Annotated in this window: 24 protein-coding genes and 1 other RNA gene; 12 read left to right on the plus strand and 13 right to left on the minus strand. The window is 55.7% G+C overall.

Annotated elements, in window-relative coordinates; genetic code table 11:
* Positions 1-65: 65 nt before the first annotated feature.
* From SynMINOS11_RS03075 to SynMINOS11_RS03100, 6 genes are all read left to right on the plus strand, one after another.
* Complete coding sequence (locus SynMINOS11_RS03075) at positions 66-1,229, plus strand: glycosyltransferase (RefSeq protein ID WP_186549792.1); 1,164 nt, start codon at positions 66-68, stop codon at positions 1,227-1,229.
* Between the two features lie 15 nt (positions 1,230-1,244).
* Positions 1,245-1,952, plus strand: a complete 708-nt coding sequence (locus SynMINOS11_RS03080) for an FkbM family methyltransferase (protein ID WP_186549794.1) — start codon at positions 1,245-1,247, stop codon at positions 1,950-1,952.
* Positions 1,933-2,736, plus strand: a complete 804-nt coding sequence (locus SynMINOS11_RS03085; RefSeq protein ID WP_186549796.1) for an aldo/keto reductase — start codon at positions 1,933-1,935, stop codon at positions 2,734-2,736. Before SynMINOS11_RS03080 ends, SynMINOS11_RS03085 begins: the two co-directional genes overlap by 20 nt.
* Positions 2,727-4,316: a GMC oxidoreductase gene (locus SynMINOS11_RS03090; protein WP_186549798.1), complete on the plus strand. Its 1,590-nt coding sequence runs from the start codon at positions 2,727-2,729 to the stop codon at positions 4,314-4,316. Before SynMINOS11_RS03085 ends, SynMINOS11_RS03090 begins: the two co-directional genes overlap by 10 nt.
* A gap of 275 nt (positions 4,317-4,591) precedes the next feature.
* Complete coding sequence (locus SynMINOS11_RS03095) at positions 4,592-4,849, plus strand: hypothetical protein (RefSeq protein WP_186549799.1); 258 nt, start codon at positions 4,592-4,594, stop codon at positions 4,847-4,849.
* Between the two features lie 331 nt (positions 4,850-5,180).
* Entirely contained in the window at positions 5,181-6,233 is a 1,053-nt protein-coding gene (locus SynMINOS11_RS03100; RefSeq protein ID WP_186549800.1) for a sulfotransferase, read from the plus strand.
* Here SynMINOS11_RS03100 and SynMINOS11_RS03105 read toward each other — a convergent pair.
* Entirely contained in the window at positions 6,230-7,534 is a 1,305-nt protein-coding gene (locus SynMINOS11_RS03105) for an arylsulfotransferase family protein (protein ID WP_186549801.1), read from the minus strand. The two genes, SynMINOS11_RS03100 and SynMINOS11_RS03105, sit on opposite strands and share 4 nt — an antisense overlap.
* A 551-nt stretch (positions 7,535-8,085) precedes the next feature.
* A complete protein-coding gene (locus tag SynMINOS11_RS03110; protein ID WP_011935008.1) occupies positions 8,086-8,328 on the minus strand; it encodes a hypothetical protein in 243 nt (80 codons plus the stop codon).
* A gap of 91 nt (positions 8,329-8,419) precedes the next feature.
* Between SynMINOS11_RS03110 and SynMINOS11_RS03115 the strand changes: the two genes are divergently transcribed.
* Both SynMINOS11_RS03115 and SynMINOS11_RS03120 read left to right on the plus strand, forming a co-directional pair.
* On the plus strand, positions 8,420-9,598 hold the full coding sequence (locus tag SynMINOS11_RS03115) for a glycosyltransferase (protein ID WP_186549802.1): 1,179 nt from the start codon (positions 8,420-8,422) through the stop codon (positions 9,596-9,598).
* Positions 9,599-9,663: 65 nt separating this feature from the next.
* A complete protein-coding gene (locus SynMINOS11_RS03120; RefSeq protein WP_186549803.1) occupies positions 9,664-10,359 on the plus strand; it encodes a sugar transferase in 696 nt (231 codons plus the stop codon).
* Here SynMINOS11_RS03120 and SynMINOS11_RS03125 read toward each other — a convergent pair.
* Genes SynMINOS11_RS03125 through SynMINOS11_RS03145 form a run of 5 tightly spaced genes read right to left on the minus strand, consistent with a single transcriptional unit; the run spans position 10,356 to position 14,759 of the window.
* Complete coding sequence (locus SynMINOS11_RS03125; protein WP_186549804.1) at positions 10,356-11,291, minus strand: CobD/CbiB family cobalamin biosynthesis protein; 936 nt, start codon at positions 11,289-11,291, stop codon at positions 10,356-10,358. The genes SynMINOS11_RS03120 and SynMINOS11_RS03125 overlap by 4 nt on opposite strands.
* Positions 11,292-11,305: 14 nt before the next feature.
* A complete protein-coding gene (gene ilvC, locus SynMINOS11_RS03130; RefSeq protein WP_011935012.1) occupies positions 11,306-12,301 on the minus strand; it encodes a ketol-acid reductoisomerase in 996 nt (331 codons plus the stop codon).
* A 45-nt stretch (positions 12,302-12,346) separates the two neighbouring features.
* A complete protein-coding gene (locus SynMINOS11_RS03135; RefSeq protein WP_011935013.1) occupies positions 12,347-12,949 on the minus strand; it encodes an ATP-dependent Clp protease proteolytic subunit in 603 nt (200 codons plus the stop codon).
* 40 nt (positions 12,950-12,989) lie between these two features.
* Positions 12,990-13,664 carry an ATP-dependent Clp protease proteolytic subunit gene (locus SynMINOS11_RS03140; protein WP_186549805.1) on the minus strand — a complete coding sequence of 225 codons (675 nt, stop codon included), beginning with the start codon at positions 13,662-13,664 and terminating at the stop codon, positions 12,990-12,992.
* Positions 13,665-13,688: 24 nt separating this feature from the next.
* Complete coding sequence (locus SynMINOS11_RS03145; protein ID WP_186550663.1) at positions 13,689-14,759, minus strand: PIN/TRAM domain-containing protein; 1,071 nt, start codon at positions 14,757-14,759, stop codon at positions 13,689-13,691.
* Positions 14,760-14,820: 61 nt separating this feature from the next.
* On the opposite strand from SynMINOS11_RS03145, the gene hemW reads away from it, so the two are divergent.
* On the plus strand, positions 14,821-16,053 hold the full coding sequence (gene hemW, locus SynMINOS11_RS03150) for a radical SAM family heme chaperone HemW (RefSeq protein ID WP_186550665.1): 1,233 nt from the start codon (positions 14,821-14,823) through the stop codon (positions 16,051-16,053).
* On the opposite strand, the gene panB is transcribed toward hemW, so the two are convergent.
* Positions 15,971-16,783 (minus strand): 3-methyl-2-oxobutanoate hydroxymethyltransferase, encoded by an 813-nt coding sequence (gene panB / locus SynMINOS11_RS03155; protein ID WP_186549806.1) that lies wholly within the window; start codon positions 16,781-16,783, stop codon positions 15,971-15,973. The genes hemW and panB overlap by 83 nt on opposite strands.
* A 37-nt stretch (positions 16,784-16,820) precedes the next feature.
* Between panB and ffs the strand changes: the two genes are divergently transcribed.
* Positions 16,821-16,917: signal recognition particle sRNA small type (gene ffs / locus SynMINOS11_RS03160), an RNA gene on the plus strand.
* Positions 16,918-16,940: 23 nt separating this feature from the next.
* Here ffs and ftsZ read toward each other — a convergent pair.
* The 5 genes from ftsZ to miaB form a co-directional block, all read right to left on the minus strand.
* Positions 16,941-18,080, minus strand: a complete 1,140-nt coding sequence (gene ftsZ / locus SynMINOS11_RS03165; RefSeq protein ID WP_255445466.1) for a cell division protein FtsZ — start codon at positions 18,078-18,080, stop codon at positions 16,941-16,943.
* A gap of 112 nt (positions 18,081-18,192) precedes the next feature.
* Complete coding sequence (locus SynMINOS11_RS03170) at positions 18,193-19,008, minus strand: cell division protein FtsQ/DivIB (RefSeq protein WP_186549808.1); 816 nt, start codon at positions 19,006-19,008, stop codon at positions 18,193-18,195.
* On the minus strand, positions 19,005-19,415 hold the full coding sequence (locus SynMINOS11_RS03175) for a hypothetical protein (protein ID WP_011935020.1): 411 nt from the start codon (positions 19,413-19,415) through the stop codon (positions 19,005-19,007). The genes SynMINOS11_RS03170 and SynMINOS11_RS03175 overlap by 4 nt, the downstream gene beginning before the upstream one ends.
* A complete protein-coding gene (locus SynMINOS11_RS03180) occupies positions 19,412-20,449 on the minus strand; it encodes a D-alanine--D-alanine ligase family protein (RefSeq protein ID WP_186549809.1) in 1,038 nt (345 codons plus the stop codon). Before SynMINOS11_RS03180 ends, SynMINOS11_RS03175 begins: the two co-directional genes overlap by 4 nt.
* Before the next feature lie 18 nt (positions 20,450-20,467).
* Positions 20,468-21,829: a tRNA (N6-isopentenyl adenosine(37)-C2)-methylthiotransferase MiaB gene (gene miaB, locus SynMINOS11_RS03185; RefSeq protein WP_186549810.1), complete on the minus strand. Its 1,362-nt coding sequence runs from the start codon at positions 21,827-21,829 to the stop codon at positions 20,468-20,470.
* A gap of 86 nt (positions 21,830-21,915) precedes the next feature.
* Here miaB and SynMINOS11_RS03190 point away from each other — a divergent pair, with 86 nt between their 5' ends.
* Both SynMINOS11_RS03190 and SynMINOS11_RS03195 read left to right on the plus strand, forming a co-directional pair.
* A complete protein-coding gene (locus SynMINOS11_RS03190) occupies positions 21,916-22,956 on the plus strand; it encodes a dipeptide epimerase (protein ID WP_186549811.1) in 1,041 nt (346 codons plus the stop codon).
* Positions 22,950-24,005 (plus strand): DUF1611 domain-containing protein, encoded by a 1,056-nt coding sequence (locus SynMINOS11_RS03195; protein ID WP_186549812.1) that lies wholly within the window; start codon positions 22,950-22,952, stop codon positions 24,003-24,005. The genes SynMINOS11_RS03190 and SynMINOS11_RS03195 overlap by 7 nt, the downstream gene beginning before the upstream one ends.

Below are 24,005 nucleotides of genomic sequence, written 5' to 3' on the forward strand. Positions count from 1 at the left end.
CCTATGCATTTAATTTTCAAGAGTTTTACCTCTATCACCTTTTCTTATTGCGTTAATCAGTTTAAATGATATTTCACGTCATTCCTTCAATAACTCGTGAGGATAGTGGGCCATCCGCCTCTGTTTTGGGATTATGTAAATCCCTTGGCCACTCCACATATGACATAGAACTACTATCCCTGGATATTGGTACTTCGAGTAAACATTATAATTTTAGTAAAAAATTCCCAGTAACTCTAGGCCTAAACAAGCTGGGACACTCTATACAGCTACGTAATTATCTTAAAAGCCGAGCTAAAAATAAAGCTGTTCAATTGATACATAATCATGGGATGTGGCAAATGTGTGCAGTATATCCAGGGCAAATTTCATCAAACTACGGCATACCATATGTAGTATCACCGCGAGGTGCATTTTCTGATTGGGCATTCAATCATGGCTCGTGGTTAAAACCAGTATTTTGGAAGTTTCTTCAACAAAAATCCTTAGCAAAAGTGACTTGTTTTCATGCAACAGCTTTTCATGAATATTTAGACATTAGACGATTAGGTTTTACTCAGCCTGTAGCAATAATACCTAATGGTATAGACACTTCAATCGATCGACAGCCTTCAGATAAACGACTTCTGAATCGTAAGACATTACTTTTTCTTTCTCGAATCCATCCCGTTAAAGGCCTTGATGTACTGCTTCAGGCTTGGTCTCGCCTTCAAAATAAATTTCCAGATTGGACCTTAAAGATTGTGGGCAGTGATGTAGATTATTATGGCAATAGCGGCTACCTGACTACAATCAAAAAGTTATCAGCTCAGCTGAATCTGAATAGACTTGAGTTTGTTGGTCCCCTGTATGGAGCTGAAAAGTTCAGGGCTTATTCTCAATCAGATATTTTTGTTCTTCCAAGTTACTCTGAAAATTTTGGGATGAGTGTTGCTGAAGCTCTTATGTCGGGGTTGCCTTGTTTGGTTTCTAATAAAACTCCTTGGGACTGGTTAAATAGTCAAGATGCAGGATTGTCCTGCGAACCTGACGTAGAGGCAATCAGCTCAGGATTGTCTAAACTGATGTCCAAACAGACTAAGGAGTTAAGGGCTATGGGCCAAAGAGGACGTGAATATCTTATAAAAAACTACTCAGTAGAGTCTGTGTTCAGGAAAACAGTTATGCTCTATGACTATTTGCTTGACCCTGGTAATTTGAACGTGCCAGACTTTATACTCTTTGATTAGTTGCGTTAGCAAGTCATGAACATAAAATTTACTTGGACTTGGCCAGCACTTCTTTTCTTGCGTAGATTATTGCGTAGGCTTGGAATCAATCCTTATTTAATGCAACTATTGTACGGGAATGACTACGAAGAAGCTTATGATTTAGAGCTTGAGTCTTTGATTCAGCCTGGAGACGTAATTTGGGATGTCGGTGCTAATATTGGATACTACAGTCGAAAGTTTTTACAACAGACAGGCCCTGATGGCTGCGTTGTAGCGTTTGAACCCAGCGACAGAAACTTTAATGAGCTCACATCAAGTATTGGTTGCTCATCTAATTTTATTGCTTTCAATGTTGGCTTGGGTGCTGAAAATGAAACTACCTTTTTTAATCAGGGTTTAGATCCGATTGGTGCTACAAGTAGAATTTCAAAGGATCCAACTGAAGATTCTGTAAAAGTCAGTATTTTCACTGGAGATACTATGTGTAGTCTCCACAACTTATCGTATCCAAATGTTCTAAAAATAGATGTTGAAGGTTCTGAGTTGGAGGTACTAAAGGGAATTCCTATAGTCTTATCCTCTCCAAGCTTATACGCAATCGGTGTCGAGGTTCATTTCTCAATACTAGACCAGGATGGGAGATCTAATGTTGCAAGATTAATCTTAGAGGTCTTAAAGAATAATAGCTTTATATGCAAGTTTGTTGACCCTAGCCATTTAATTGCAACTCGAAATAGATGAGAATTTGAAGCATTTTTTACTGCACAATCTGGATATCACTCTTTCAAAACTTGGCTTTGGGACGAGTAAGCTTCACCATGTTTCATTTGACCAGCGTATTGAATTGTTGTGCACTGCTCTAGATAGGGGTATAACGCATTTCGACACAGCCCCAATTTATGGGCTTGGGACATCAGAGATAGCTTTAGGCACTTTTCTCTTCAAAAGAAGAAGTGCTGTGACAGTAACTACTAAATTTGGTCTATACCCTAGAACAAACTACGCCCATAATAACGTTTCCCTCTATACTTTTAAGTTGATTAACAAGCTTTTGCGCTATGATTCACCATTTCGTATTAATTTCTCGGTTCAATCGGCTAAGTCCAGCCTAACTAGTAGTTTAAAACGCTTGAGAACAGACTATATTGATTTCTTATTTCTTCACGAGCCATATACATATTTACTTCACCCAGATGAACTATTGGCCTGGCTTGAAGATGAGAAGCGTGCTGGTCGTATTCGTGCTTGGGGAATAGCTGGCTTCCAGGAACATATCTTAGATATTCTTAGTAGCTCACCTGAATTGGCGCCTGTTATCCAAACACACTGCACATCTTTTAGGTCCAATTATAGTTCTCCTTTATTGCCTATGATTTCGCCCCAATTCGAATTCGGATTTGTTTCATCAATTCTCAAGAAAGGAAATTATTTAAGCAGTACAGTAAAATTAAAGAACGACTGTTGTCATCTTTTTTCGACCAGTAGCCTGTTACATCTTTCTGAGTTAGTTAGCTTATGTCATTAATTTACTCTAGAATATTTGACCTTTCTTCTGGCTTAGTACCAGAAAGTTTTGAAGCGGATATTTGTATAGTCGGATCTGGAACAGTAGGACTCTTTTTGGCGCACCTTCTTAATAAACGGAATGCTAACTTTCTTCTTCTTGATGCCGGACCGTTAAAACCAGTGTCTACAGAATCAATTGGATATTTACCTGATTTCTCCTCCTCCGTTTATTCTGGTGCAACCGAAGGTAGGTATTTTGGTCTGGGCGGCTCATCCTCGAGATGGGGAGGGGCTCTTATTCCTCATTCTTCATTCGATTTGAGAGAAGGAGATGAGTCAGAGTCAGATACAACAAATACTTGGAACTTTATCCTTAATTCAATTGAGGAAAATCAGCAGAATGTATTGTCTTCATTTGATTTTAGCTACGACCCACTCTTTTGCTTGACATCTATTCCCTTTACTGAATGTAGTCTACACAAGGCATTAGCTGGATCAGGGCTAAGCCTCTGGCAAAGTCTTATATTGCCATTTTCGCAAAAAAATTTCATACGCTTTGCTGAAGGTAATACTACTAACTCACAATCAACCTTGATTTATAATGCTTCTGTTTCTGCCTGGCAATTCTTTCCTGGTGATTCTGCTGGGCTTCGCATTTCATCTGTTAACGCAGTCTCCTTGAACCATAAAAAAGTTCAAGTTAAAGCTAAGAGATACATAATTTGCTCTGGAGCAATTGAGTCGGCCCGTATCCTTCTTGAGATCTCTGCCCAATCAAATGGTGCGTATTCAGCAGAAGATAACGAAGTTGGCCGCTATTTGTCTGATCATCTCTCTCTACCAATAGCACGTGTCGACCCTATTGAAGTTCCTCGGGTTGTTAGTTTATTCAGTCCAACATTTCAAGGTTCTTTTCTAAGAAACTATAGATTTCTTCTTAAGCCAGAGTCGGCCAATCTTCCTCGTTCATTCTCCCATTTTGTTTTTAGACAAAAGGATGAGTCTTTCTATGTTGCAAAGCAAATTCTTGCTTCTATTCAGTCGAGACAGCTGCCTTCAATATCGGCTGCTCAAACTGCACAGAGCATCTTTGGATTAGCGCGTCTAGCTGGCAATAAATTGATAAATTCGCGTTTACATATCCCTCCTAACACCCCATGTGATTTTTGTATTGATGTTGAGCAAGAAAAATCCTATACTAATGCTGTTACTTTAACCTCTAAGAGGGATAAATTTAACCGCTTGGTTGCTAATATCAACTGGGGTATTTCTCTAAGCGATAAATCAAACATTAACAAGCTTTCCAGTCTTTATCTTGATGCCTGGGCAAGATCGTCTACTCTCCCAAATCTTAATACACTGCCTTTCCCGACAAATATAGCGGAGAACTCTGCATCATATGATGCTTACCATCCAACAGCTACTACTCGAATGGGAAACTCTAAATTATCGGTTGTAGATTTAAATTTGAAAGTCAGAAAATTCGAGAATTTGTGGTCATCTTCGACAGGTGTATTACCTTCGCCCGGAACAGCAAATCCTACATTTAGTGTGTTGTGCTTAACTGCCAAGCTGGCCAACGCGCTATGCCCTGAATGAAATCTGAGGAGATGCCCAGCTATTAATTCTTTACACTCTAGTTTGTATGGCTGTTGATGAAAGGCTATTTTTTTAGGGCTAATTGCTCAGTAGGTATTACTCTTTAGACTAATTAGATTATATCCATTTTCTTTCGGGAAAGTCGTTGATATATCAGCTTTTTAGTTCTCAAAAACACCACTCAGCTGCAGGTTGTATCGCCTGAAATTTTGGGATAATTCATTTTTACTCCATTACAACTACTTGCTATGATCAGCAGCCTAATCACTAGACCAATGAGCAAAGCCCCCTTTTCTGTAAGGCTTTTTGGTTTGGCTTTAGTCTTTTCGGCCACATTAACCGTAGCATTACCTGCGCATGCATACGCAGGTCCTGGCGTGGCAATTGGTGCAGCAGTAGTTGCTACAACAGTTTTGCTTGCTTTTTTGTTCTCTGCTTTTCTAAGAATTACAGCAATACTTAAGTCCCTCGTCTATAGGGTAAAAAAGATCAAGAGTGACAAAGTCAGACACAATGTTCAAGTTAAAAAATGACGGCTTCCCCCTTATTGCTGATAATTCTCCTCCTCTTTTTGTCTTTCATTTGTGTTAGGTGGATTTATTTGAGGTCACATTTTTCTGCCAATCTTTCAAATTATATTGACTCTCTTCAAGCTGTATTAGCTGCTTACTCTGAAAATCAAATTTCGGCTTATTTGTATGAAAATTTGGCTAATAAGGGGGTAAAGTTATTAGCAAGCATAGGCTTTGTTGTATTGCCTTATCTAGCCTCAGCTTTTGTTTTATCTACTAGATTCATGTCATTAGCTGCCTCACTTGCATTGTCCACTATCCCCTATGTATTTGCATTCATTAATATCTCTAGATGAATCAATATTCAGCTTTGGATAAAACTCTCCACAGGCAGTTTCTTGGTGGAACAATATTGAGCCAGTACTTGTACCAGAGATTGCTAGATAAATCAACGGACTATCCTTCTCCAAGTAATAATCAGCATCTTTTTATTACCGGTTTGGCTCGTGCTGGTACAACAGCTTTGCTGAATCAACTATACAGTACATCTTTGTATGCCAGCATTTGCTATAAACATGCGCCATTTGTATTGTCACCTCGACTAGCGACCCTAGCAAGTGCCATTCCAGCTAAGAATTTACAGCCTTATGAGCGATACCACGGCGACGGAATTTTAATATCAGCCAACTCTCCCGAATGTTTAGACGAACCCTATTGGATAAAGTCTGACCCAAGTTATTATTTAGCTCCTCTTAGTAGTCGCAAGATTTATGATTCAAGTGTTCTTAGAGGTTATGATTATCTGTTAGATCAGTATGCAAGGGCGCAACATAAGAATTTCACACTCGTCAAAAATAATAATAACCATGTCCGATTACCTCAACTTGTCAAGCATTTTCCAAAATCTACTTTTTTAGTCCTTTTCCGTCACCCAGTCGCGCATATTGCTTCGTTATGTAAGGCACATCACACTTTTCTGCGCTTGCATGAACAAGATCAGTTCATTTCTGAATACATGAAGCTATTCGGACACAGAGAGTTTGGTTTTTATCGATGCAAGTTTTCGTATGAAGTGGAAGATCAAGCTTTTGAATCTAAAATTAATATTCATTCCACCATCTCTGATCCCAATTACTTTCTAGATCAGTGGCTAAGGACCCATACATGGTTCCTGAATTCTTCTATTTATGACAATCATAACGTATTTTGTCTTTGCTATGAACTTCTTTGCAAAGAGCCAAGTTATCTTGAAATTCTATTTAAGCAGTTGCGTATTCATAGCTTCACAAGGACCTTTAGATCAAGCAATGCAGAGATTCCCCTGTCGGTCTCAGGGCTAGATAAATATAGGCTCAACGATGCCTTGAATATCTATGATAAGTTGCTAAATTATTCTTCAATCTAATCTTCGCTAATCGGGTTGGATTTGTATAAGCTGCTCCACCCCAGCCTCCCATACATATCACCGCTCTTGTTTTTATTTATAAACTCCCATTCAGTCTCTTTTGTGTTGACGTTGTATGAAAATATTCGGCCATGGTTGGAATCTTCGACTATGATTGCACCTGTTTTGCTATTATATTCGGATAGTCCTGCAGATATCGTTGTTGGTGGTGTTTTCATCTTCTTGAATTCCACCGTTTCTATTGATATTGGTCCTCCTTCCCTAGAGTCCAGTGTCGTATATATCTTCGTCTTTTCTCTTGTTTTTGGAAGTGATAGCCCGTGAATGAATAACACTCTATTGCCTTTGGTTGTTTTTGTCTTGATTAGCTCATTTTCGTGAGGTGTTTCTATATTGTTGTCAAATACGCTTATAACTAAGGGATCTGCCGATATAACATCAACGTCATGCCCTTGCTTCGTGATTCCGTCAAGTATCCAGTATGTGTAATCTTTTGTTGCGTTGTAAGCTATGACCGAGCCAGGGCTTCTTAGCTTTATAAGCATGATTATTTCATTCTCTTGGTGCAATACTTCAACGTCATTGACATGTATTGGGTCTTTTGAATTTGAAGAATACAACTTAGACGTCAGCCCTAAGTCTTTGTAAATGTCATTTATGTTTACCTCATTTTCAATCTCCAGTTCTTTGTTTAAACTCACTATGCTCATTGCATAACCTCTGCCTGGATCATTGTAAGTATTTTTCTTCGTGGCGGTAGCGTATAAATTCTTCTTTGAATCCATGTGTACCTTGTGGTGAAACATCATAGAGCTATTGACATGAAGGATATTGCCATCCTTGTCTATTCTCACTAACTTGTTGCCGTTCACCTGAGTGTTGAACACTATACTTTTGTCATTTAGTACCACTGGACTCATGAAATATCCTGGGCAATTGACATATCCTCTGGTGAATTTTGCGCATGCTTTTTTTGTTTCCCATTTGTATGTCATTGTCTGATTACTTAGATCCCATAGTTCAATGGCTGGAATATCTTTCTCTACGTCCCTGTAAGACAGTAGCAGATATCCGTTGTCTTTCTTGTCGATCTTCGCGATGTGAAAGTTGAATTTACGATTTAAGTGCCCAAACTTGCTGACTGATTCATCTAAAGATCTCACTGATTGCCCGCTTAGAAGTTCTTTGCTGAAAAAGTAAGCTCGGATTGCATCCAGTCCATAATATGTTGCTCTTGTTGGTTTGCTTATTGTTTGTGCTATTTGACATCTTCTGTTTTCATTGCATTTCTCGCTATACATGACCGCCGCTGAATACAACAAGCATCCTGAAAGAAAGAGGACCGCATTCAATGCTTTTGCTTGTACTTTCTTTGAACGCAATTTTTGTCTCGGCATCGTTTGTGCCCCTATCCAATCGTGATTTTAGCATGTATTAATAATGTCACTCGCTCTTGCTTCGTGGTTGTTTATTTTGTATTTCACTAGTCCGACTCTCTCTGTGACTCGATTTCTCGTACCTATTTGTTCCAATTGGTCTTGGGTTTTCGGGCAGTATTCCCTGTGAGCCTTCCCTTCTCTTTTTGCTTTTTATATTGTTTGTAGTTTTGTGTGGTTCTTGTGATTTTGCTGTGATTTAGTTTTCTTGGTTTTCAATTCGTGCCGCTTAGTCGTTTTCCTTTTAAACCTTGCCTTCGCTCATTAATGTTTTCCTCTAATTGTTAATTCCCCCCTTGCGGTTTCTCAAGGCTGCTGCCCTATTGGTTCAACCGTTCTATCTTGTGCCTCCTTTGTTTGCTGCTGGCAGTTTTCAATCCCTCTTGTCTGGTTTTATTGTTTTGCCTGCCTTTTATTTAACTATGAAATAAAAGTACTAGTCCCTGGCGCACCTGGTGAAATTCACGTTCTTCGCGGCTGAGATCAAGACCCACCGTCATGCCTTCTTCGAGGGCTTGCTCGAACGGCGGGCTGGTGGGCACCACCTTGCCGGTCCAAAGGGCTGCAATGCCCACCGGTGTGGCGTGCCAGGAGAAGCGGTCGGTGTTGCCAAACAACGACTCCGGAAGCGATTCCTCCAGCAGCGAACGTAGTGCCATCGTCCCCACAACGTGGCATCAGCCTGCTGGCCTGCTTTGGAGGCGGCAAGCAAGCTTCAGAACTTGTATCTAACCCGGATAGGCTCCGGCCATGGCCCTGTTCCCCTTCCCCACTGCCCTGGTGCATGAGTGGTTTAGCCCGCGCTCGGTGGGTGGGGCTGAGTTGGTCGTGCAGCAACTCGATCAGCTGTTGGATCCGCAGCTGTTTGCCTTGGTGGATGGCGAGAGCGGCCGGCCCCAGAGCTGGTTGGCGGGCCGCCAGATCGAAACCTCCTTCATCCAAAAGCTGCCCTGGGGCCGCAGCCATGTGCAGCAGTACTTACCGCTCTTGCCCCTAGCGATTGAGCAGCTGGACCTTTCGGGCTATCCGCTGGTGCTGAGCAGCAGCCATTTGGTGGCTAAGGGCGTGCTCACGTCGCCTGAGCAGCTGCATGTGAGCTACGTGCACACCCCCGTGCGTTACGCCTGGGATCAAATGCACGCCTATTTGCGCCGCTCGCGCTTGGCTCAAAGCCCCCTGGGGCCATGGATCCGTTTGCAGCTGCACCAGTTGCGCCAGTGGGATGTGCTCAGTGCCAGCCGGCCGGATCGCTTGATTGCCAATTCCCGTTTTACGGCCCAGCGCATTGCCCGTTACTGGGGCCGGAACGCCACGGTGTTGCCGCCACCAGTGGATGTGGAGCGCTTCGATTGGCAACAACCCCGGGAAGATTTTTATCTCTCGGTCTGTCGCTTGGTTCCCTACAAGCGCGTGGATCTGGTGGTGCAGGCCTGCCGGGAGCTGGATCTGCCCTTGGTGGTGGTGGGCGATGGACCAGAACGCTCGCGGCTGGAGGCCATGGCTGGCCCTTCAACGCGGTTCCTGGGTCGCTCGTCGGCGCATGAGGTGGAGCAGCTCTTGGCCCGCTGCCGCGCTTATGTCTACGCCGGTTTGGAGGATTTCGGCATTGCTCCGGTGGAGGCCATGGCCTCTGGGGCACCGGTGGTGGGGTTGGGGCGCGGCGGCCTGCTGGATTCGGTGCGTTGCCTCAGCCAAGAGCCTGCTCAAGCCACGGGGCTGCTGTTTGCGGAACAGCAGCTCGGCGCTGTGAAAGCGGCACTGGAGTCCTTTGAAAGCAATGGGCTGTGGCAGCAGCTGCCGGCTGAGCGGCTGCGCCTGCATGCCGAGGGATTCTCTGAAGAATCCTTCCGGCAACGTTTAAGCTCGCTGCTCATTGATTGGGTCAACCAACACGGGATCGGTTCCCACTCCGCTGTGCCTGTGGGGTAGGTGATCCAGATCCGGTGGGATTGTCACATGACAGTCCGTACGGTGCAGTCAGGTCTGTTTACGCGATGCTTTCAAGACCAGCCAGCCTTCTGAATACATGCGATCGCCTTGGGCTGAGTGGTCTTGTACAGCGTCGTGTCCGTCCGCTGGCAACGCTGAAGCGCAGCGGTGACATCGCGTTTTCGCTGGCCATGTTGAGCCTGGGTTCCCCAGTGCTGCTCAGCGTGGCCCTGCTGGTGAAGCTCACCTCCCCTGGCCCCGTCTTTTTTGTTCAAAAGCGCATAGGGCGCCGTTTTCAGCGCTTTGGCTGCATCAAGTTCCGCACCATGGAGCTCGATGCGGATCGCCGGTTGCAGGAGCTGCTGGAGTCCTGCCCCCAGCTGCGGGCGGAGTTTGAGAAAGACCACAAGCTGCGCCGTGATCCGCGCATCACGCCGATTGGTCAGTTTTTGCGGCTCACCAGCCTCGATGAGCTGCCCCAGTTCTGGAACATCCTGCGCGGTGAGATGAGCGTGGTGGGTCCGCGCCCCATCGTTGAGCAGGAAATTCCCCGTTATGGCCCTGCCATGGAGCAGGTGCTGAGCGTGCGCCCTGGCCTCACGGGCCTGTGGCAAGTGTCTGGCCGCAACAACGTCAGCTATCAGCGCCGCGTGCTGCTCGATCTCACCTACGTGAACCGCCGCAGCCTCGGCCTTGATTTGCGCATCCTCTGGCGCACGGTCTCGGTGGTGCTGTTCCCTGCCAACAAGGGCGCTTACTAAACCAGCAGAGCCACCAGGCCGCTCAGTCCTAGCCACAGCAGAGCGCTGCGTTGGGTCGCGCTGAGGATGGCCTGAACGCCTTGCTGATCAGCCGCTCGCCCGCCCTCATTCAGCAGCGGTTTGGCCCGCTCAATGCCGCCATAGCGGTTCAGCCCGCCAAGCCGCAAACCAAGGGCATGGGCATAGGCGGCTTGGGAGACCCCAGCGTTGGGGGATGGATCGCTGGCGCCATCGCGCAGAGCTGGCCCCAATTGCCCCAGGCTGAGGGCCAGCAGCCGGCAGGGCAGCCAGGTGAGCCCATCATCCAAGCGAGCACCGGCGGTGCCAAGCCACTGCAGCCGCCCGCGGCGGTAGCCGAGCATCGAATCCAACGTGCTGCTGGCTTTAAACGCCCAAGCCAGAGCCAAAGGGCCAGGCAGCGCTGGATTGAGGCTCCACAGCCCAGCCCCGATCAGCATCCAAAACAGCGGTGCAAACAGGCCGTCGACGGCATTTTCAGAAGCTGTTTCTGCCAGGGCCCGCAGCAGCTCTGGGGCCGGTAAGCCAGCCACATCGCGCCCCACAATCCAGGCCAGTTTTTGCCGGGCCTGCTGCAGCTGAGGCGGTGTGCTGCTGAGGGGCTTGAGCACGTCTTCCACGGCCAGCCGCAGGCTGCGTCCGGCCAAGGCGCTCGCCAGAGCGATCACCAGCAGCGGCACTGCCCATGGGCTGCGCAGGCTGAGCTGCTCCAGGGCCCAACCGGCGGCCGCGCTCCAGCTGACCAGCAGAGCCGTGATCAGGCCGCCCCCAAGCCGCAGCGCCCAGGGGCGATCACCACCAAGGGCTTCCACCCAGAGGCGCAGCTGCGCAATCAACGCGCCCATCACCTGCACGGGGTGCAGGCACCAGCGCGGATCGCCAATCAGTCGATCCAGGCCGCAGGCTGCGGCCACCAGCCACCAACTGCTCAGGCTGCTTTGAGCCAGCTGAACATGGCGCGCAGGCCCTTGCCCACTTCCTCGATCTTGTGGGCGCTGTCGCGCTCGCGGATCTTGTTCATTTCTGGCTTGCCGGCTTCGCATTCAGCGACGAAGTTTTTGGCGAAGGTGCCGTCTTGGATGTCACCCAGGATGCGCTTCATCTCCGCTTTGGTCTCGGCAGTGATCAGGCGAGGCCCACTCACGTAGTCGCCGTATTCAGCGGTGTTGGAGATCGAATCGCGCATGGCCGAGAGGCCGCCTTTGACCATCAGGTCAACGATCAGCTTCACCTCATGCAGGCACTCGAAGTAGGCCAGCTCCGGCTGATAGCCGGCTTCCACCAGGGTTTCAAAGCCTGCTTTGACCAGCTCCGAGAGGCCGCCGCACAGCACGGCCTGTTCACCAAAGAGGTCGGTTTCGGTCTCTTCTTTGAAGTTGGTCTCGAGGATGCCGGCGCGGGTGCCGCCAATGCCTTTGGCATAGGCCATGGCCAGGCCGCGGGCGTTGCCACTGGCGTCTTGCTCAATGGCAAACAGGGCCGGCACGCCCTGGGCGTTCTGGTATTCCCAGCGCACGGTGTGGCCCGGGCCCTTGGGGGCGATCATCACCACATCCACATCTGCCGGAGGCTTGATCAGGCCAAAGCGGATGTTGAAACCGTGGGCAAAGCTCAACACCTTGCCGGCGCTCAGATGCGGGGCGATTTCCTTGTCGTAAACCTCTTTCTGGAACTCATCAGGCAGCAGCACCATGATCCAGTCGGCCTTGGCTGCCGCATCGGCAACGCTCAGGACCTCCAGCCCATCGGCCTTGGCTTTGTCGGCTGAGCGGCTTCCTTCATAGAGGCCCACCACCACATCAACGCCGCTGTCCTTGAGGTTCAGCGCGTGGGCATGGCCTTGGGAGCCATAGCCGATGATCGCCACGGTCTTACCGCTGAGCAGGCCCAGGTCAGCGTCGGTGTCGTAATACAGCGTGGCCATCCGGTCTTCAGGCAGGGCAAACCGAGAGCCTACCCAAACGTCTGTTTAAGCCTCGCTGGGATGGCTGATGACGCGATCGATCAGGCCGTAGGCCTTGGCATCGTCGGCGCTCAGGAAATAGTCCCGGTCGGTGTCCTTGGTGATTTTCTCGATCGTCTGGCCGCTCATGTCAGCCAGCTGCTTGTTGAGCTGATCTTTCATGCGCAGGATTTCGCGCGCTTCGATCTCGATGTCACTGGCCTGGCGCTGGGCGGTGCCGCCCAGGGGCTGGTGAATCATGATCCGGCTGTGGGGCAGGGCCACCCGTTTGCCCTTGGTGCCGGCGGCCAGGAGGAAGGCCCCCATCGAGGCAGCCAGACCCACGCAGATCGTCACCACATCCGACTTGATGTATTGGATGGTGTCGTAGATCGCCAGGCCAGCGGTGACCGATCCACCGGGTGAATTGATGTACAGGTAGATCGGCTTGCTGCTGTCGTCGGAATCGAGATAGAGCATCTGGGCCACAAGGGCATTGGCGACACCGTCGTTGACTTCGCCGCCCAGGAACAGGATTCGCTCAACGCCGAGGCGGGTATAGATGTCGACCCAGCGCTCGTATTGGCTGCCGGGAAGGCGGTAAGGAACGGAAGGAGTGCCGATGGGCATGGCTGATGCGCAGGTGAGGTGAACAGATGAATGGGGACGATCAGACGGCGACCGGCAGCTCCTTGCGGCTGCTCAGCACCCGGTCAATCAGGCCGTAGTCCATGGCTTGATCCGGGGTCAGGTAGGTCATCCGATCGGAATCAGCGGTCAGCTGCTCAACGGTGCGGCCGGTGTTCTCCGAGAGCATGGAGAGCATCGTGCGCTTGTTGTGCAGCACCTCTTGGGCGCGGATCTGAATGTCGGTGGCTTGGCCGCGGGCGCCGCTGCGGGGTTGGTGCAGCACGATCGAGGCGTTCGGTAGTGAGGCCCGTTGGCCCTTGGCGCCGGCCGAGAGGATCATCGCGGCGGTGCCCATGGCCTGGCCGATGCAGATGGTGTGCACCGGTGGTTTGACGTAGCGGATCGTGTCGCAGATGGCGAAGGCTTCGGTTTCAAAACCGATGGCATCGCCCGAATACCAGCTGGTGCCAGTGGAGTTGATGTAGAAGAAAATCGGCTTCTCGGGGTTGTCAAACTCCAGGTAGAGCAGCTGAGCAATGATCAGCTCCGTGACATCCACGCCCATTTGGCGTTTGGCATCGTCATCGGAGAACAGGGGCAGTCCCAGATAAACGATTCGCTCCTTCAGCAGCAACGAGGGCAGGTCCGGCGGTGGGGTGCGGAAGCTGGCTCCACCTGAGTCGCCGTAGGGCGCCGACACCGATCGGATATCCATGGCGAGGAGATTGGTCGGCTGAGCCTAGCGAGCATCTGCCGTTCGGGCGAAAACCATTCGGCCTGCCGGTGTCTGCAAGGCGCCGGTCACCGTCACTTCGCGCCGCTCGCCGATGCTGCCTCTGCCTGATTCGACCACCACCATCGTTCCGTCTTCCAGGTAACCCACGCCCTGGTCGGCTTCTTTGCCCTCGCGCACGATTTTGAGCTGCAGCAGGTCGCCCGGTTGCACCTCAGGCCGCAGGCTGATCACCAGCTCGCTGAGGTTGAGCGCCCGCAGGTTTTGCACCTGAGCCACCTTGGCCAGGTTGTAGTCGGTGGTGAGCAGCAGTCCGCCGGTGTCACTGCAGAGCTTGAGCAGCTTGTCGTCAACGCCATCGCCTTCGTAGCGGGTGCTGTTGACGATCAGCCGGCGGCCGTAGCTATCGCGCAGCTCAGCCAGCAGCTTGAGGCCGCGGCGTCCCTTGCTGCGTTTGTCGCTGTTGCCCGAATCAGCCAGCTGCTGCAGCTCATCGATCACGCACTGGGCCACGATCACCTGCCCCTCCAGGATTTCGCTTTCCAGCAGGCCCCTAAGGCGGCCATCAATGATCAAGCTGGTGTCCACGATTTTTGGGCTGGCGGGCTGCAGCACCCCATCAGCCACGAGCAGCGCTTCGGTGCTGCTGGGGTTGAACAGCCGCAGCAGGGTGCGGCCATGCACTTCGGCGAGGTTGTAACCGCTGACGCCGAAGAAGACGTTGCTGAGCACGGCGGCCAGGGGCTTCACAAAGCCCACTTCCCAGGGCAAGGGCAGCAGCAGAATTGGTGCCAGCAGCAGATTGGCCACCAGCAGCCCCAAGATCAGCCCCACCGCGCGGCTGATCAGCAGGTCGGTGGGCATGGTGCGCACCTGGCGCATCAGCTGGGCCCGCAGCCGCTGGAACAGGAAGCCGGCAATCAGGCCAAAGAAGGCGCCAAAGCCCCCCATTACCCACTGCAAGCCTTCCAGGTTGGTGACCTGGATCAACATGCGCGGCGGCAGCAGATCCACCCCGAGGAAGCCAGCGGCAGCCCCGGAGATCACAAACAGCAGCAGGAGCAGAGCTTCCACAATCAGACTGGAGGGACGCGGCGAGCGCGATCTGCGCGAATTTGCCAGGGAGATTGCCATGAGTGTGCCGCTTCCCGCGGGTCGGCGCCCGCCCCGGAGCCTGTATCTCCATATCCCCTTTTGCCATCGGCGCTGTTTTTACTGCGATTTCCCGGTGGTTCCCCTGGGTGATCAGGCCGATGGCAGCCGCTCCCAGTCGATTGCTGATTACCTCCATTGGCTGCTGCGCGACCTTGCAGCAGCACCTGCAGGCCCGCCCCTGTCGACCGTTTACATCGGTGGCGGCACCCCATCGATGCTGTCGCCTGATCAGTTGGCGCAACTGCTGGCGGCGGTTCGCCGCCACTGGGGCTTGGCGCCGGGCGCTGAGCTCACCTTGGAAATGGATCCGGCCAGCTTTGATCGTCAGCGCCTTGAGGCGGTGCTGGCGCTGGGCATCAATCGCGTCAGTCTCGGCGGACAGAGCTTTGACAATGGCGTGCTTGAGCAGCTGGGGCGCCGTCACCGCGCCAACCAGCTGCGGGAAGCCTGCAGCTGGTTGCGGCAGGCCCAGCAGCAGGCGCTGCTGCAGAGCTGGAGCTTGGATTTGATCGTCAACCTGCCGCAGCAGAGCTTTGAGGCCTGGGATTGGGAGTTGAGCCAGGCCTTGGCCCAGGCGCCTCCCCATTTGTCGATTTACGACCTGATCGTGGAGCCCGGCACGGTGTTTGCCTGGCGCCAAGGCCGCGGAGAGCTGCTGCTGCCGGACGACGATCAGGCCGCCGATCGCTTGCAACACACCCACCAGCGGCTGCAGGCGGCGGGATATGGCCATTACGAGGTCAGCAGTTGGGCCCTTCCCGGGCAGGCCAGCCGCCACAACCGCGTTTATTGGAGTGGGGCGAGCTGGTGGGCCTTGGGGCTCGGGGCCACCTCTGGTGTGGGCACAGAGCGCCTGGCGCGCCCGCGCACGCGTGATGCCTACAGCGAGTGGGTGCAAGCGCATGCTGGCCGCCAAGGCGATGGCCCAGCCGCCGGCTGGCCTCCTGTCGAGGATCTGCTGCTGGTGGGTTTGCGCCGCCGTGAGGGGGTGGATCTGGCCTGGCTGCAGCAGACCGGGCTTTGGGGGCTGGAGCGCGCTTGGCTGGAGCGCGTCTTGGCCGGCTGGATTGAGCGCGGTGTGGTGGAGCTCAGCGCTCAGCGTCTGCGCCTGGTGGCCCCGGAGGGCTTCAGCCTCAGCAATGCGGTGCTGAGTGATTTGTTGGCGGCACTGGAGCGCTCTGGACCGCTTGCACCCACTGGCGCAAGGCTTGGCTGAACAGCTCGCGGCCATCCAGCAACGCGGGTGAAAACGGGGGCTGCTGCGGGGTGAGCCCCAGCAGATCAGCGCTGACGCGCACTTGGCCATCGCAGCCCTCACCGGCGCCGATGCCGATCACCGGCATGCTGAGTTCAGCGCTGAGCCGCGTGGCCAGCTCGGCCGGTACATGCTCGAGCACCAGGGCAAAGCAACCGGTTCGCTGCAGCTCCAGGGCCCGTTGCCGCAGGCGCTCTTGCGCCACCGGGTCGGTGGCTTGGCGCCGGTAGCCCAGTTGATGCACCGATTGCGGCGTTAGCCCCAGATGCCCCATCACTGGGATTCCGCTGCGCACGAGGCGGTCGATCACGGCGATGGTTTCAGGTTCGCCGCCCTCCAATTTCACGCCGGCGCAACCGGTTTCCTTGAGGAAGCGGCCGGCGGCCGCCACGGCTTGATCCGGGCCGCACTGATAGCTCAAAAACGGCAGATCGCTGACGATCGGGGTGTGCCGTAGGCCCCGCTCCACCGCCGCGGTGTGCTGCACCATCGCCTCAAGCGTCACCGGCAAGGTGGTGGCATGGCCGAGGGCCACCATCGCCAGGGAATCGCCCACCAGCACAAGATCCACCCCAGCGGCCTCAGCCCAACTGGCGCTGAGGGCATCCCAGGCGGTCAGCACGGCAATCGGTTGCCGCTGTTGCTTGCGTTGCCGCAGCTGCTCGCCGAGTTGGCGGGGCGTGAGGCTCAAGACATCTCCAGGCGTGAGCCATTGCTAACATCAGGGCGACTCGGACCCATGCGGCTCCGACGCCTAAACCTGGTCAGATCCGGAAGGCAGCAGCCACACGGGATGCTCGAGGCAGGCGTGGACTCCGGGTCACCCCTTCACAATCTGAGCTCAAGACTCAGTCTTGATCGCGGTTCTGGCGGTTCTGCAGGAAGGCCGGGATGCGGACGCCGTTGTCGTTGATCTCCAGGTTGGCCTGGGCTGCGGTGTCGCTGAGCTCGGTGCGCAGTGTGCGTTGGGGCACGTATTGGCTGCCGCCTTCAAAGCCGGTGGCGATCACGGTGACGTGGATTTCGCCCTCCAGCGCCTCATCCACCACGGCGCCCACGATGATGTTGGCCTCAGGATCCACCACGTCGTAGATCACTTCTGAGGCGGTGGTCATGTCCTCAAGGGTCATGTCGCGGCCGCCGCTGATGTTGATCACACAGCCCTTGGCGCCATCGATGCGGGCTGATTCCAGTAGCGGGCTGCTCATGGCCGCCATGGCGGCTTCTGAGGCGCGTGAGCGGCCTGAGCCCACGCCGATGCCCAGCAGAGCCGTGCCGGCGGAGGCCATCACCGAGCGCACGTCGGCGAAGTCCACATTCACCAGGCCCGGTTTGGTGATGATGTCGCTGATGCCTTTGACGCCACTGCGCAGCACTTCATCGGCTGTGCGGAAGGCTTCTTGCAGGGGAGCCCCGGAGATGGCATCGCGCAGCCGGTCGTTGGGGATCACGATCAAGGTGTCCACGTGCTCAGCCAAGCGGGCAATGCCTTCCTCGGCTTGGCGCATCCGCTTGCGGCCTTCAAAGGTGAAGGGCTTGGTGACGATGCCAACGGTGAGGGCGCCGGATTCTTTCGCTACTTCCGCCACGATTGGAGCAGCGCCAGTTCCGGTGCCACCGCCCATACCGGCGGTGATGAACACCAGGTCGGTGCCTTCCAGGGACTGCTGCAGATCAACGCGGGATTCTTCCGCGGACTTCTGGCCGATGGAAGGGTTGCCGCCTGCACCGAGGCCGCGGGTGAGCTTCATGCCCAGCTGCACGCGCTGGCTGGCCGCTGAATTGAGCAGGGCTTGGGCATCGGTGTTGAGCACCCAAAAGCCAACGCCATGGAGCTCGGAGGCGATCATCCGATTGATGGCGTTACTGCCGCCACCTCCAACACCGATGACTTGAATGCGGGCGTTCTGACTGGGCACGATTCCTGCTGCGGCTGCGCTGAATTTGGTATCTGGACTGCCAGAACTTGCGTTGGCTTCACGTTCCATGGCAGTGCCCACACCATTCATTGGCTGCAGCATTATCGAGGAATGACCGAATGGTCAGAAGTTGATGCGACAGGTTCGCCCCGAATCGCGCAATTCGCAATGTTTGGCTGTGTCAGTTTTCTGACGACTTCGGCGGCACCAGCATCAGTTCGGGTCGTTCGGGATCGCTGAGATCCAAGGCTTGGGTTGGCTCTTGGGCTAATGGTTGCTGTTCTGCCAGATGCGAGAGCACCTCAAGTTGTCTGGGGAGCCGTTGATCCAAGCTGCCAAAACGCACCGGACCTAGAGCTCTGCTTTGCATCCAGAGCTCGCCATTGCGCCTGAATTCCATCTGGCTGATGGCCGCAGCAGGCGGAAGCTCCCGCAGCAGCAGGGCGATGGTGCCGGCATGCCTTGGCTGCCAGCCCAGCACACGCAAGGCGGGCACCGCTTCACCCCGGGCTTGTTGCTGTTGCGCCCGGCTGATCCATGCCCCGGTGCGATCGACATAGCCCGTTTCCCGGCCTTGAGGTGTGTGCCGCACGGCGCGGGCCACGGCTTGCCTGAGGCGGAGATCGATCAGCAGTTGGGGCGGCCAGAGCTGGCGCTGCAGGCGGATGTCCTCCACCGGCAGCTTGGCTCCCAGGCGCTGCTGCAGGCTGGCGCCATCAAGGCTCAACAGGGCAACCGGAAAGCGCAGCCCAGCGGCGCTGATCACCTGCTCGCGGTTGAAGGGGGAGCGGCTGGTGAGTTGCACCTGCTCTGGTGTGCGCAGCAGCCAGCCATGGCGCAGCAGCAGCCAACCCAGGCCCGCGCTGGCGCTCAGCAGCAGCAGCAGGCTCCACAGCTGCGCGGCGAAGTGAACTCGTTTGCGCCGGCGTAAGTCCCGGCGGCGCTGCAGCTCAGCACTGGCCGGTCGTTGGGGGCGCGCTGGGCTGCGCACACTCACAGCTCGCAGCGGGAGCGGCTCATCAGCTGCTCAATCCAGTCGCGGGCGCGATCGGCATCGGCAAAGGCCAAATCCCGCTGATCGCCGCTGCCAATCAGGCGCAGGCGGCAGGGCCCATGGCTTTCGTCGGTGAGGGGGGCATCGCCGGAGCTCAGCGCCAACAGCTCAACGAGTTCCAGCTTGCAAACCTCAAAGCGGCCCTCCTGCTTGAGTTTTCCAGCTTCAAAGCTGCTCCACTCGAGCCAACCATCCTTGAGGCGAGCGGCGCCGCTGCCATCAAGCTTCGACAGTTCCGATTCGCTGGCCCACTCCAGGAACAGCCGCTGGCGGCGCCGTTCCAGCCAGCCAAGGGCCGTCAACACCACAAAGGCCACCAGCAGCGGCAGCCACATCAGTCCGTGGCTCATTGGGCTAGCTCCAGCAGTTGATGCACAAGCTCCTCCAGCGGAACACCACTCGCGTTCCAGAGCATGGGGTACATGCTTTGGCTAGTGAAGCCGGGCAACGTATTGATTTCATTGATCAGCAGGCTGCCGCTGGCTTCCTCGTAAAAGAAATCCACACGGCTGAGCCCGCTGGCCCCCACCGCCTGCACCGCTTCGATCGCTAAGAGCTGGGCGCGGCTGCTGATGGCTTCGGGGAGATCGGCGGGAATCTGCGTGCTGCTGAGCCCTGACGAATACTTGGTTTCGTAGTCGTACCAATCGGCGTCAAAGCTCACCTCACCCAGCACCGAGGCCTTGAGGTGTTGGCCTCCCAGCACGGCACACTCGAGCTCCCGCACCTGCAGACCCTTCTCCACGAGCAAGCGGCTGTCGTGGCTGGCGGCGAGATCCAATCCCGCTTGCAGTTCGCTGCGGTTGGTGGCTTTGCTGATCCCCACCGAAGAGCCCAGGTTGGCGGGCTTGATGAAGCAGGGATAGCCCAGTTGCGTCTCCAGCTCCTCGAGCAGTTGACTGTTGCTGCCCAGCTCGCTGGCCAGCACGGGCCGGTAGGGCCCTTGGGGCAGGCCAGCGGCTGAGAAGGCTGCCTTCATCGCCAGCTTGTCCATGCCCACGGCTGAGCCCAGCACGCCAGAGCCCACAAAGGGGCGCTGCATCAGGCTGAACAGCCCCTGGATGGTGCCGTCTTCGCCATTGGGGCCGTGCAGCACCGGGTACCAGATCTCCACCTCCAGGCAGCCATCGGGAAAGCCGCTGAAGCCCGGCCTGCTGCCATCGTCAGCAAGGGCCTGGCCGCTGCTGAGCACCTGGCGGGCGATGGCATCACCCCACCAGCGGCCCTGGCGATCGATATAGACATGCTGAACGCGGTAGCGCTCCTTGTTGGCACCGCTAGCGAGTCCTTCGGCCACGGTGGCGGCGGAGCGAATTGAGACGTCGTGCTCGCCGGAGGCGCCGCCAAAGATGAGCCCGACAACCTTGGATTGCTGGCTGCTCAAGGCTCTAGAGCGGGGAGCTCAACGTACCAGCGCTGGCTGGGCTTGGGCAGACCCGCTCAGGGAAAACGCGCGCACCTGCTCAATGCGCACCGGCACCGTGTCGCCAACGCGGTGGCTCCCAGCTGGGAAGAAGGTGAGCCGGTTGGTGCGGGTGCGGCCCATCAACTGTGTGCCGTCTTTCGGGTTGATGCCTTCAGCCAACACCTCTTCAACCCGGCCCAAGTAACGCTGGCTGCAGGCTTTGGCTTTGCGCTCCACCAGGGCGTTGAGCTCCTTGAGGCGCTCCACCTTGACGTGCTCCTCCACCTGATCGGGCCAGTCGGCTGCCGGTGTGTTGGGCCTTGGCGAGTAGGCGGCGGTGTTGAGCAGGTCAAAGCCAATCTCATCCACCAGCTCCAAGGTGCGGCGGAACTGGGCATCGGTTTCGCCCGGGAAGCCCACGATCGCGTCGGCGCTAATGGCGGCATCGGGCATCAGCTTGCGGATCTGCTCGACGATGCGGCGGTAGCGGGCGGTGGTGTAGCCGCGCGCCATGGCTTTGAGCAGCTTGTCGTCGCCGCTTTGAAACGGCACATGGAAGTGCTCACACACCTTCGGCAGCTCGGCGCAGGCCTCAATCAAGCGCTCGGTGAAGTAGCGGGGGTGGCTGGTGGCGAAGCGAATCCGCTCAATGCCCTCCACGTCGTGCACGTGGTGCAGCAAATCGGTGAGGGTGTTTTGGCGCCGGCCCTCCGGCGTGATGCCCGGCAGATCCCGTCCGTAGGCATCAATGTTTTGGCCCAGCAGGGTGATTTCTTTGTAGCCGCTGGCCGCTAGCCCCTCCATCTCCAGGCGGATGGCTTGGGGCAGGCGTGATTGCTCTTGGCCGCGCACCGAGGGCACCACGCAGTAGGTGCAGCGCTCGTTGCAGCCATAGATCACATTCACCCAGGCGCAGAGCGAGCTGTCGCGCCGGGCTGTCGTGATGTCTTCCAGGATGTGATGGTCGTCGGTGGCTACCACCTGCTGGCCGGCTTCGACTTGGCTCAGCAGGGTGTCGAGCCGGTTGGCGTGTTGCGGGCCCATCACCAGATCCAGCTCGGGCACGCGGCGCAGCAGGGACTCCCCCTCTTGCTGCGCGACACAGCCGGCCACCACCAGGGTCAACGCTGGGTTGTCGCGTTTGCGCCGGGCCTGACGACCCAGGTAGCTGTAAACCTTCTGTTCGGCGTTATCGCGAATCGTGCAGGTGTTGTAGAGCACCAGATCCGCCTGATCTTCGCCGCTGCCGGCGCTGTACCCCATGGACTCCAAAATGCCGGCCATCCGCTCGGAATCGGCCTTGTTCATCTGGCAGCCGAAGGTGGTGATCCAGTAGGTCCCTCGGGAGGAGTCGGCCATGGGTGGATGAGGCTCAACCCAGTCTTGACCATGGCCGGTGAACTGACGTGGCAGGGTGAGACACGATGGTCTTGGGTTGGCTTGCGATGCGCTGGTCACTGCGTCGTTTCACGCTGACCAAGCAGGTACCTCTCACCATCAGCCGCGGCACCACCGCGGCTGTGGAGCACCTGCTCTTGGAGCTTGAACACGGCGGCCAGATCGGCCGCGGCGAAACCGGTGGCTTTGACACCGGTCAGCGGGTTTTCAGCACCGCCCAGCTCGAGCAGGAGCTCACGGGCTGGTTACCGCAACTGGAGGCTGCTGGCTGGCAGGAGCCGGCCGATTGGCCGGCATTGCTGGCGCCGCTAAGTGCGCCCGCCCGCTGCGCGGTGGATTTGGCGTTGCATGATCTCTGGGGGCAGCTGTTGGGCCAGCCGCTGTGGCGGCTTTGGGGCCTGGACCTGCGCGGCTGCCAGCCCACCAGCGTCACCCTCGGGCTGGCGCCTGTGGAGAAGGTGCTGGAACGCTTGAGCCGATGGCGCCAGCAGCTGCCGGCCAGCCGGGTGAAGTTGAAGTTGGGTAGCCCCGACGGCCTCAGCCATGACCAGGCTCTGGTGGAGGCCCTGTTGCCAGTGCTGGGCGGGGCTGAGTTGCAAGTGGATGCCAATGGCGGCTGGAGCCTGGAGGGAGCGCGCCAAATGCTGCCTTGGCTGGCGGAACGTGGGGTTGTGCTGGTGGAGCAGCCGTTAGCGGCCAGCGACGGCGACGAGCAGGGGTTTGCGGCCCTGCAGGGGGCGGCTCCGATTCCCTTGGTGGCCGATGAAAGCTGCTGGAACCTTGAGGATTTGCTGCGGCTGGCGCCCCACGTGCAGGGGGTCAACCTCAAGCTGCTCAAAACCGGTGGCTTGAGCGAGGCGCTGTTGATGGCGCAGGTGGCCTCGCGGTTGGGCCTGAAGTTGATGCTGGGCTGCTACTCCGATAGCGCCCTGCTCAATGGTGCGGCAGCCCAGCTGCTGCCCCTGGTGGAGTGGCCCGATCTCGATTCCCATCTCAACTTGGCTGATGACCCCTTCTCTGGCCCGCTGGCCCAGGGGGATCTGCTGCAGCCCAGTAGCGGGGCGGGTTTGGGGGTGCAGCCATGTTGAGCCCCGATGCACCAGTGCTGCTGCTGCAGCACGGCGGCCTTTCTGATCTTTCCGGCAAAACGGGCCTGGCGTTTTTGCGCTACCGCCAGGGCCCTGTGGTGGCTGTGTTGGATCCAGGCCATGCCGGCGCTGATCTGCCATTGCTCACCGGGATCCCTCGCCCGGTGCCGGTGGTGGGCTCGGTGGCTGAGGCCATGGTCTATGGGCCCCAGGTGGCGGTGGTGGGCTTGGCGCCTTCCGGTGGTGTGCTGCCAGAGCCGGTCCGCCAATCGGTGCTGGAGGCGTTACGCAGCGGCTTGAGTGTGGCCAGTGGTTTGCACACCCAGCTCGCGGCTGATCCGGAGTTGCAGGCTGCGGTGCAACCGGGCTCTTGGATTTGGGATCTGCGCCAGGAGCCGGCTGGCCTTGGTGTGGCCGCGGCGCGGGCCGCGTCTTTGCCCTGCCGTCGGATCTTGGCCGTGGGCACCGACATGTCGGTTGGAAAGATGAGCGCAGCCCTGGAGCTCACCGCCGCAGCACGCCAGCGCGGACTGGATGCCCGCTTTGTTGGCACGGGTCAGGCCGGGATTTTGATTGCTGGTGGCGGCGTGCCACTGGATGCGGTGCGGGTCGATTACGCCGCTGGCGCCGTTGAGCAGGCCGTGTTGCAGGTGGCTGAGGGGGCTGGTGAGGAGTCGATCGTCTTTGTGGAGGGCCAGGGCTCCTTTTGTCATCCAGGCTCCACCGCCACCTTGCCGTTAATGCGAGGCAGTCAGGCCAATAGTTTGCTGTTGGTGCACCGCGCCGGGCAGCGCAGCATCCGCAACTTGCCGGAGATCGCCTTGCCGCCGCTGCCAGAGCTGATCGCGGTGGTGGAGGCGTTGGCGCGCCTAGGGCGGCCGCCGGGGCTCGCGCCCGCGCGGGTGAAGGCGATTGCCCTGAACACAGCACAACTGGATGACCGTCAGGCTGCAGCAGCCATCGAGCAAACAGCCCAAGACACGGGGTGTTGTTGCGCTGATCCTGTGCGTGGTGGAGCTGACCGTCTGCTGGAAGCGTTGCTCAGCTGA

The sequence above is a fragment of the Synechococcus sp. Minos11 genome (assembly GCF_014279855.1).
Classification (GTDB): domain Bacteria; phylum Cyanobacteriota; class Cyanobacteriia; order PCC-6307; family Cyanobiaceae; genus RCC307.

Bases quoted from the DNA above. Each gene is read 5' to 3' on its own strand.
- miaB (WP_186549810.1), bottom strand. From the start codon at position 21,829: ATGGCCGACTCCTCCCGAGGGACCTACTGGATCACCACCTTCGGCTGC.
- SynMINOS11_RS03105 (WP_186549801.1), bottom strand. From the start codon at position 7,534: ATGTATAGCGAGAAATGCAATGAAAACAGAAGATGTCAAATAGCACAA.
- SynMINOS11_RS03075 (WP_186549792.1), top strand. From the start codon at position 66: ATGATATTTCACGTCATTCCTTCAATAACTCGTGAGGATAGTGGGCCA.
- SynMINOS11_RS03095 (WP_186549799.1), top strand. From the start codon at position 4,592: ATGAGCAAAGCCCCCTTTTCTGTAAGGCTTTTTGGTTTGGCTTTAGTC.
- SynMINOS11_RS03100 (WP_186549800.1), top strand. From the start codon at position 5,181: ATGAATCAATATTCAGCTTTGGATAAAACTCTCCACAGGCAGTTTCTT.
- SynMINOS11_RS03175 (WP_011935020.1), bottom strand. From the start codon at position 19,415: ATGAGCCACGGACTGATGTGGCTGCCGCTGCTGGTGGCCTTTGTGGTG.
- SynMINOS11_RS03120 (WP_186549803.1), top strand. From the start codon at position 9,664: ATGCTTTCAAGACCAGCCAGCCTTCTGAATACATGCGATCGCCTTGGG.
- SynMINOS11_RS03090 (WP_186549798.1), top strand. From the start codon at position 2,727: ATGTCATTAATTTACTCTAGAATATTTGACCTTTCTTCTGGCTTAGTA.
- SynMINOS11_RS03190 (WP_186549811.1), top strand. From the start codon at position 21,916: ATGCGCTGGTCACTGCGTCGTTTCACGCTGACCAAGCAGGTACCTCTC.
- SynMINOS11_RS03110 (WP_011935008.1), bottom strand. From the start codon at position 8,328: ATGGCACTACGTTCGCTGCTGGAGGAATCGCTTCCGGAGTCGTTGTTT.
- ilvC (WP_011935012.1), bottom strand. From the start codon at position 12,301: ATGGCCACGCTGTATTACGACACCGACGCTGACCTGGGCCTGCTCAGC.
- ftsZ (WP_255445466.1), bottom strand. From the start codon at position 18,080: ATGGAACGTGAAGCCAACGCAAGTTCTGGCAGTCCAGATACCAAATTC.
- SynMINOS11_RS03080 (WP_186549794.1), top strand. From the start codon at position 1,245: ATGAACATAAAATTTACTTGGACTTGGCCAGCACTTCTTTTCTTGCGT.
- SynMINOS11_RS03115 (WP_186549802.1), top strand. From the start codon at position 8,420: ATGGCCCTGTTCCCCTTCCCCACTGCCCTGGTGCATGAGTGGTTTAGC.
- SynMINOS11_RS03135 (WP_011935013.1), bottom strand. From the start codon at position 12,949: ATGCCCATCGGCACTCCTTCCGTTCCTTACCGCCTTCCCGGCAGCCAA.
- SynMINOS11_RS03195 (WP_186549812.1), top strand. From the start codon at position 22,950: ATGTTGAGCCCCGATGCACCAGTGCTGCTGCTGCAGCACGGCGGCCTT.
- SynMINOS11_RS03140 (WP_186549805.1), bottom strand. From the start codon at position 13,664: ATGGATATCCGATCGGTGTCGGCGCCCTACGGCGACTCAGGTGGAGCC.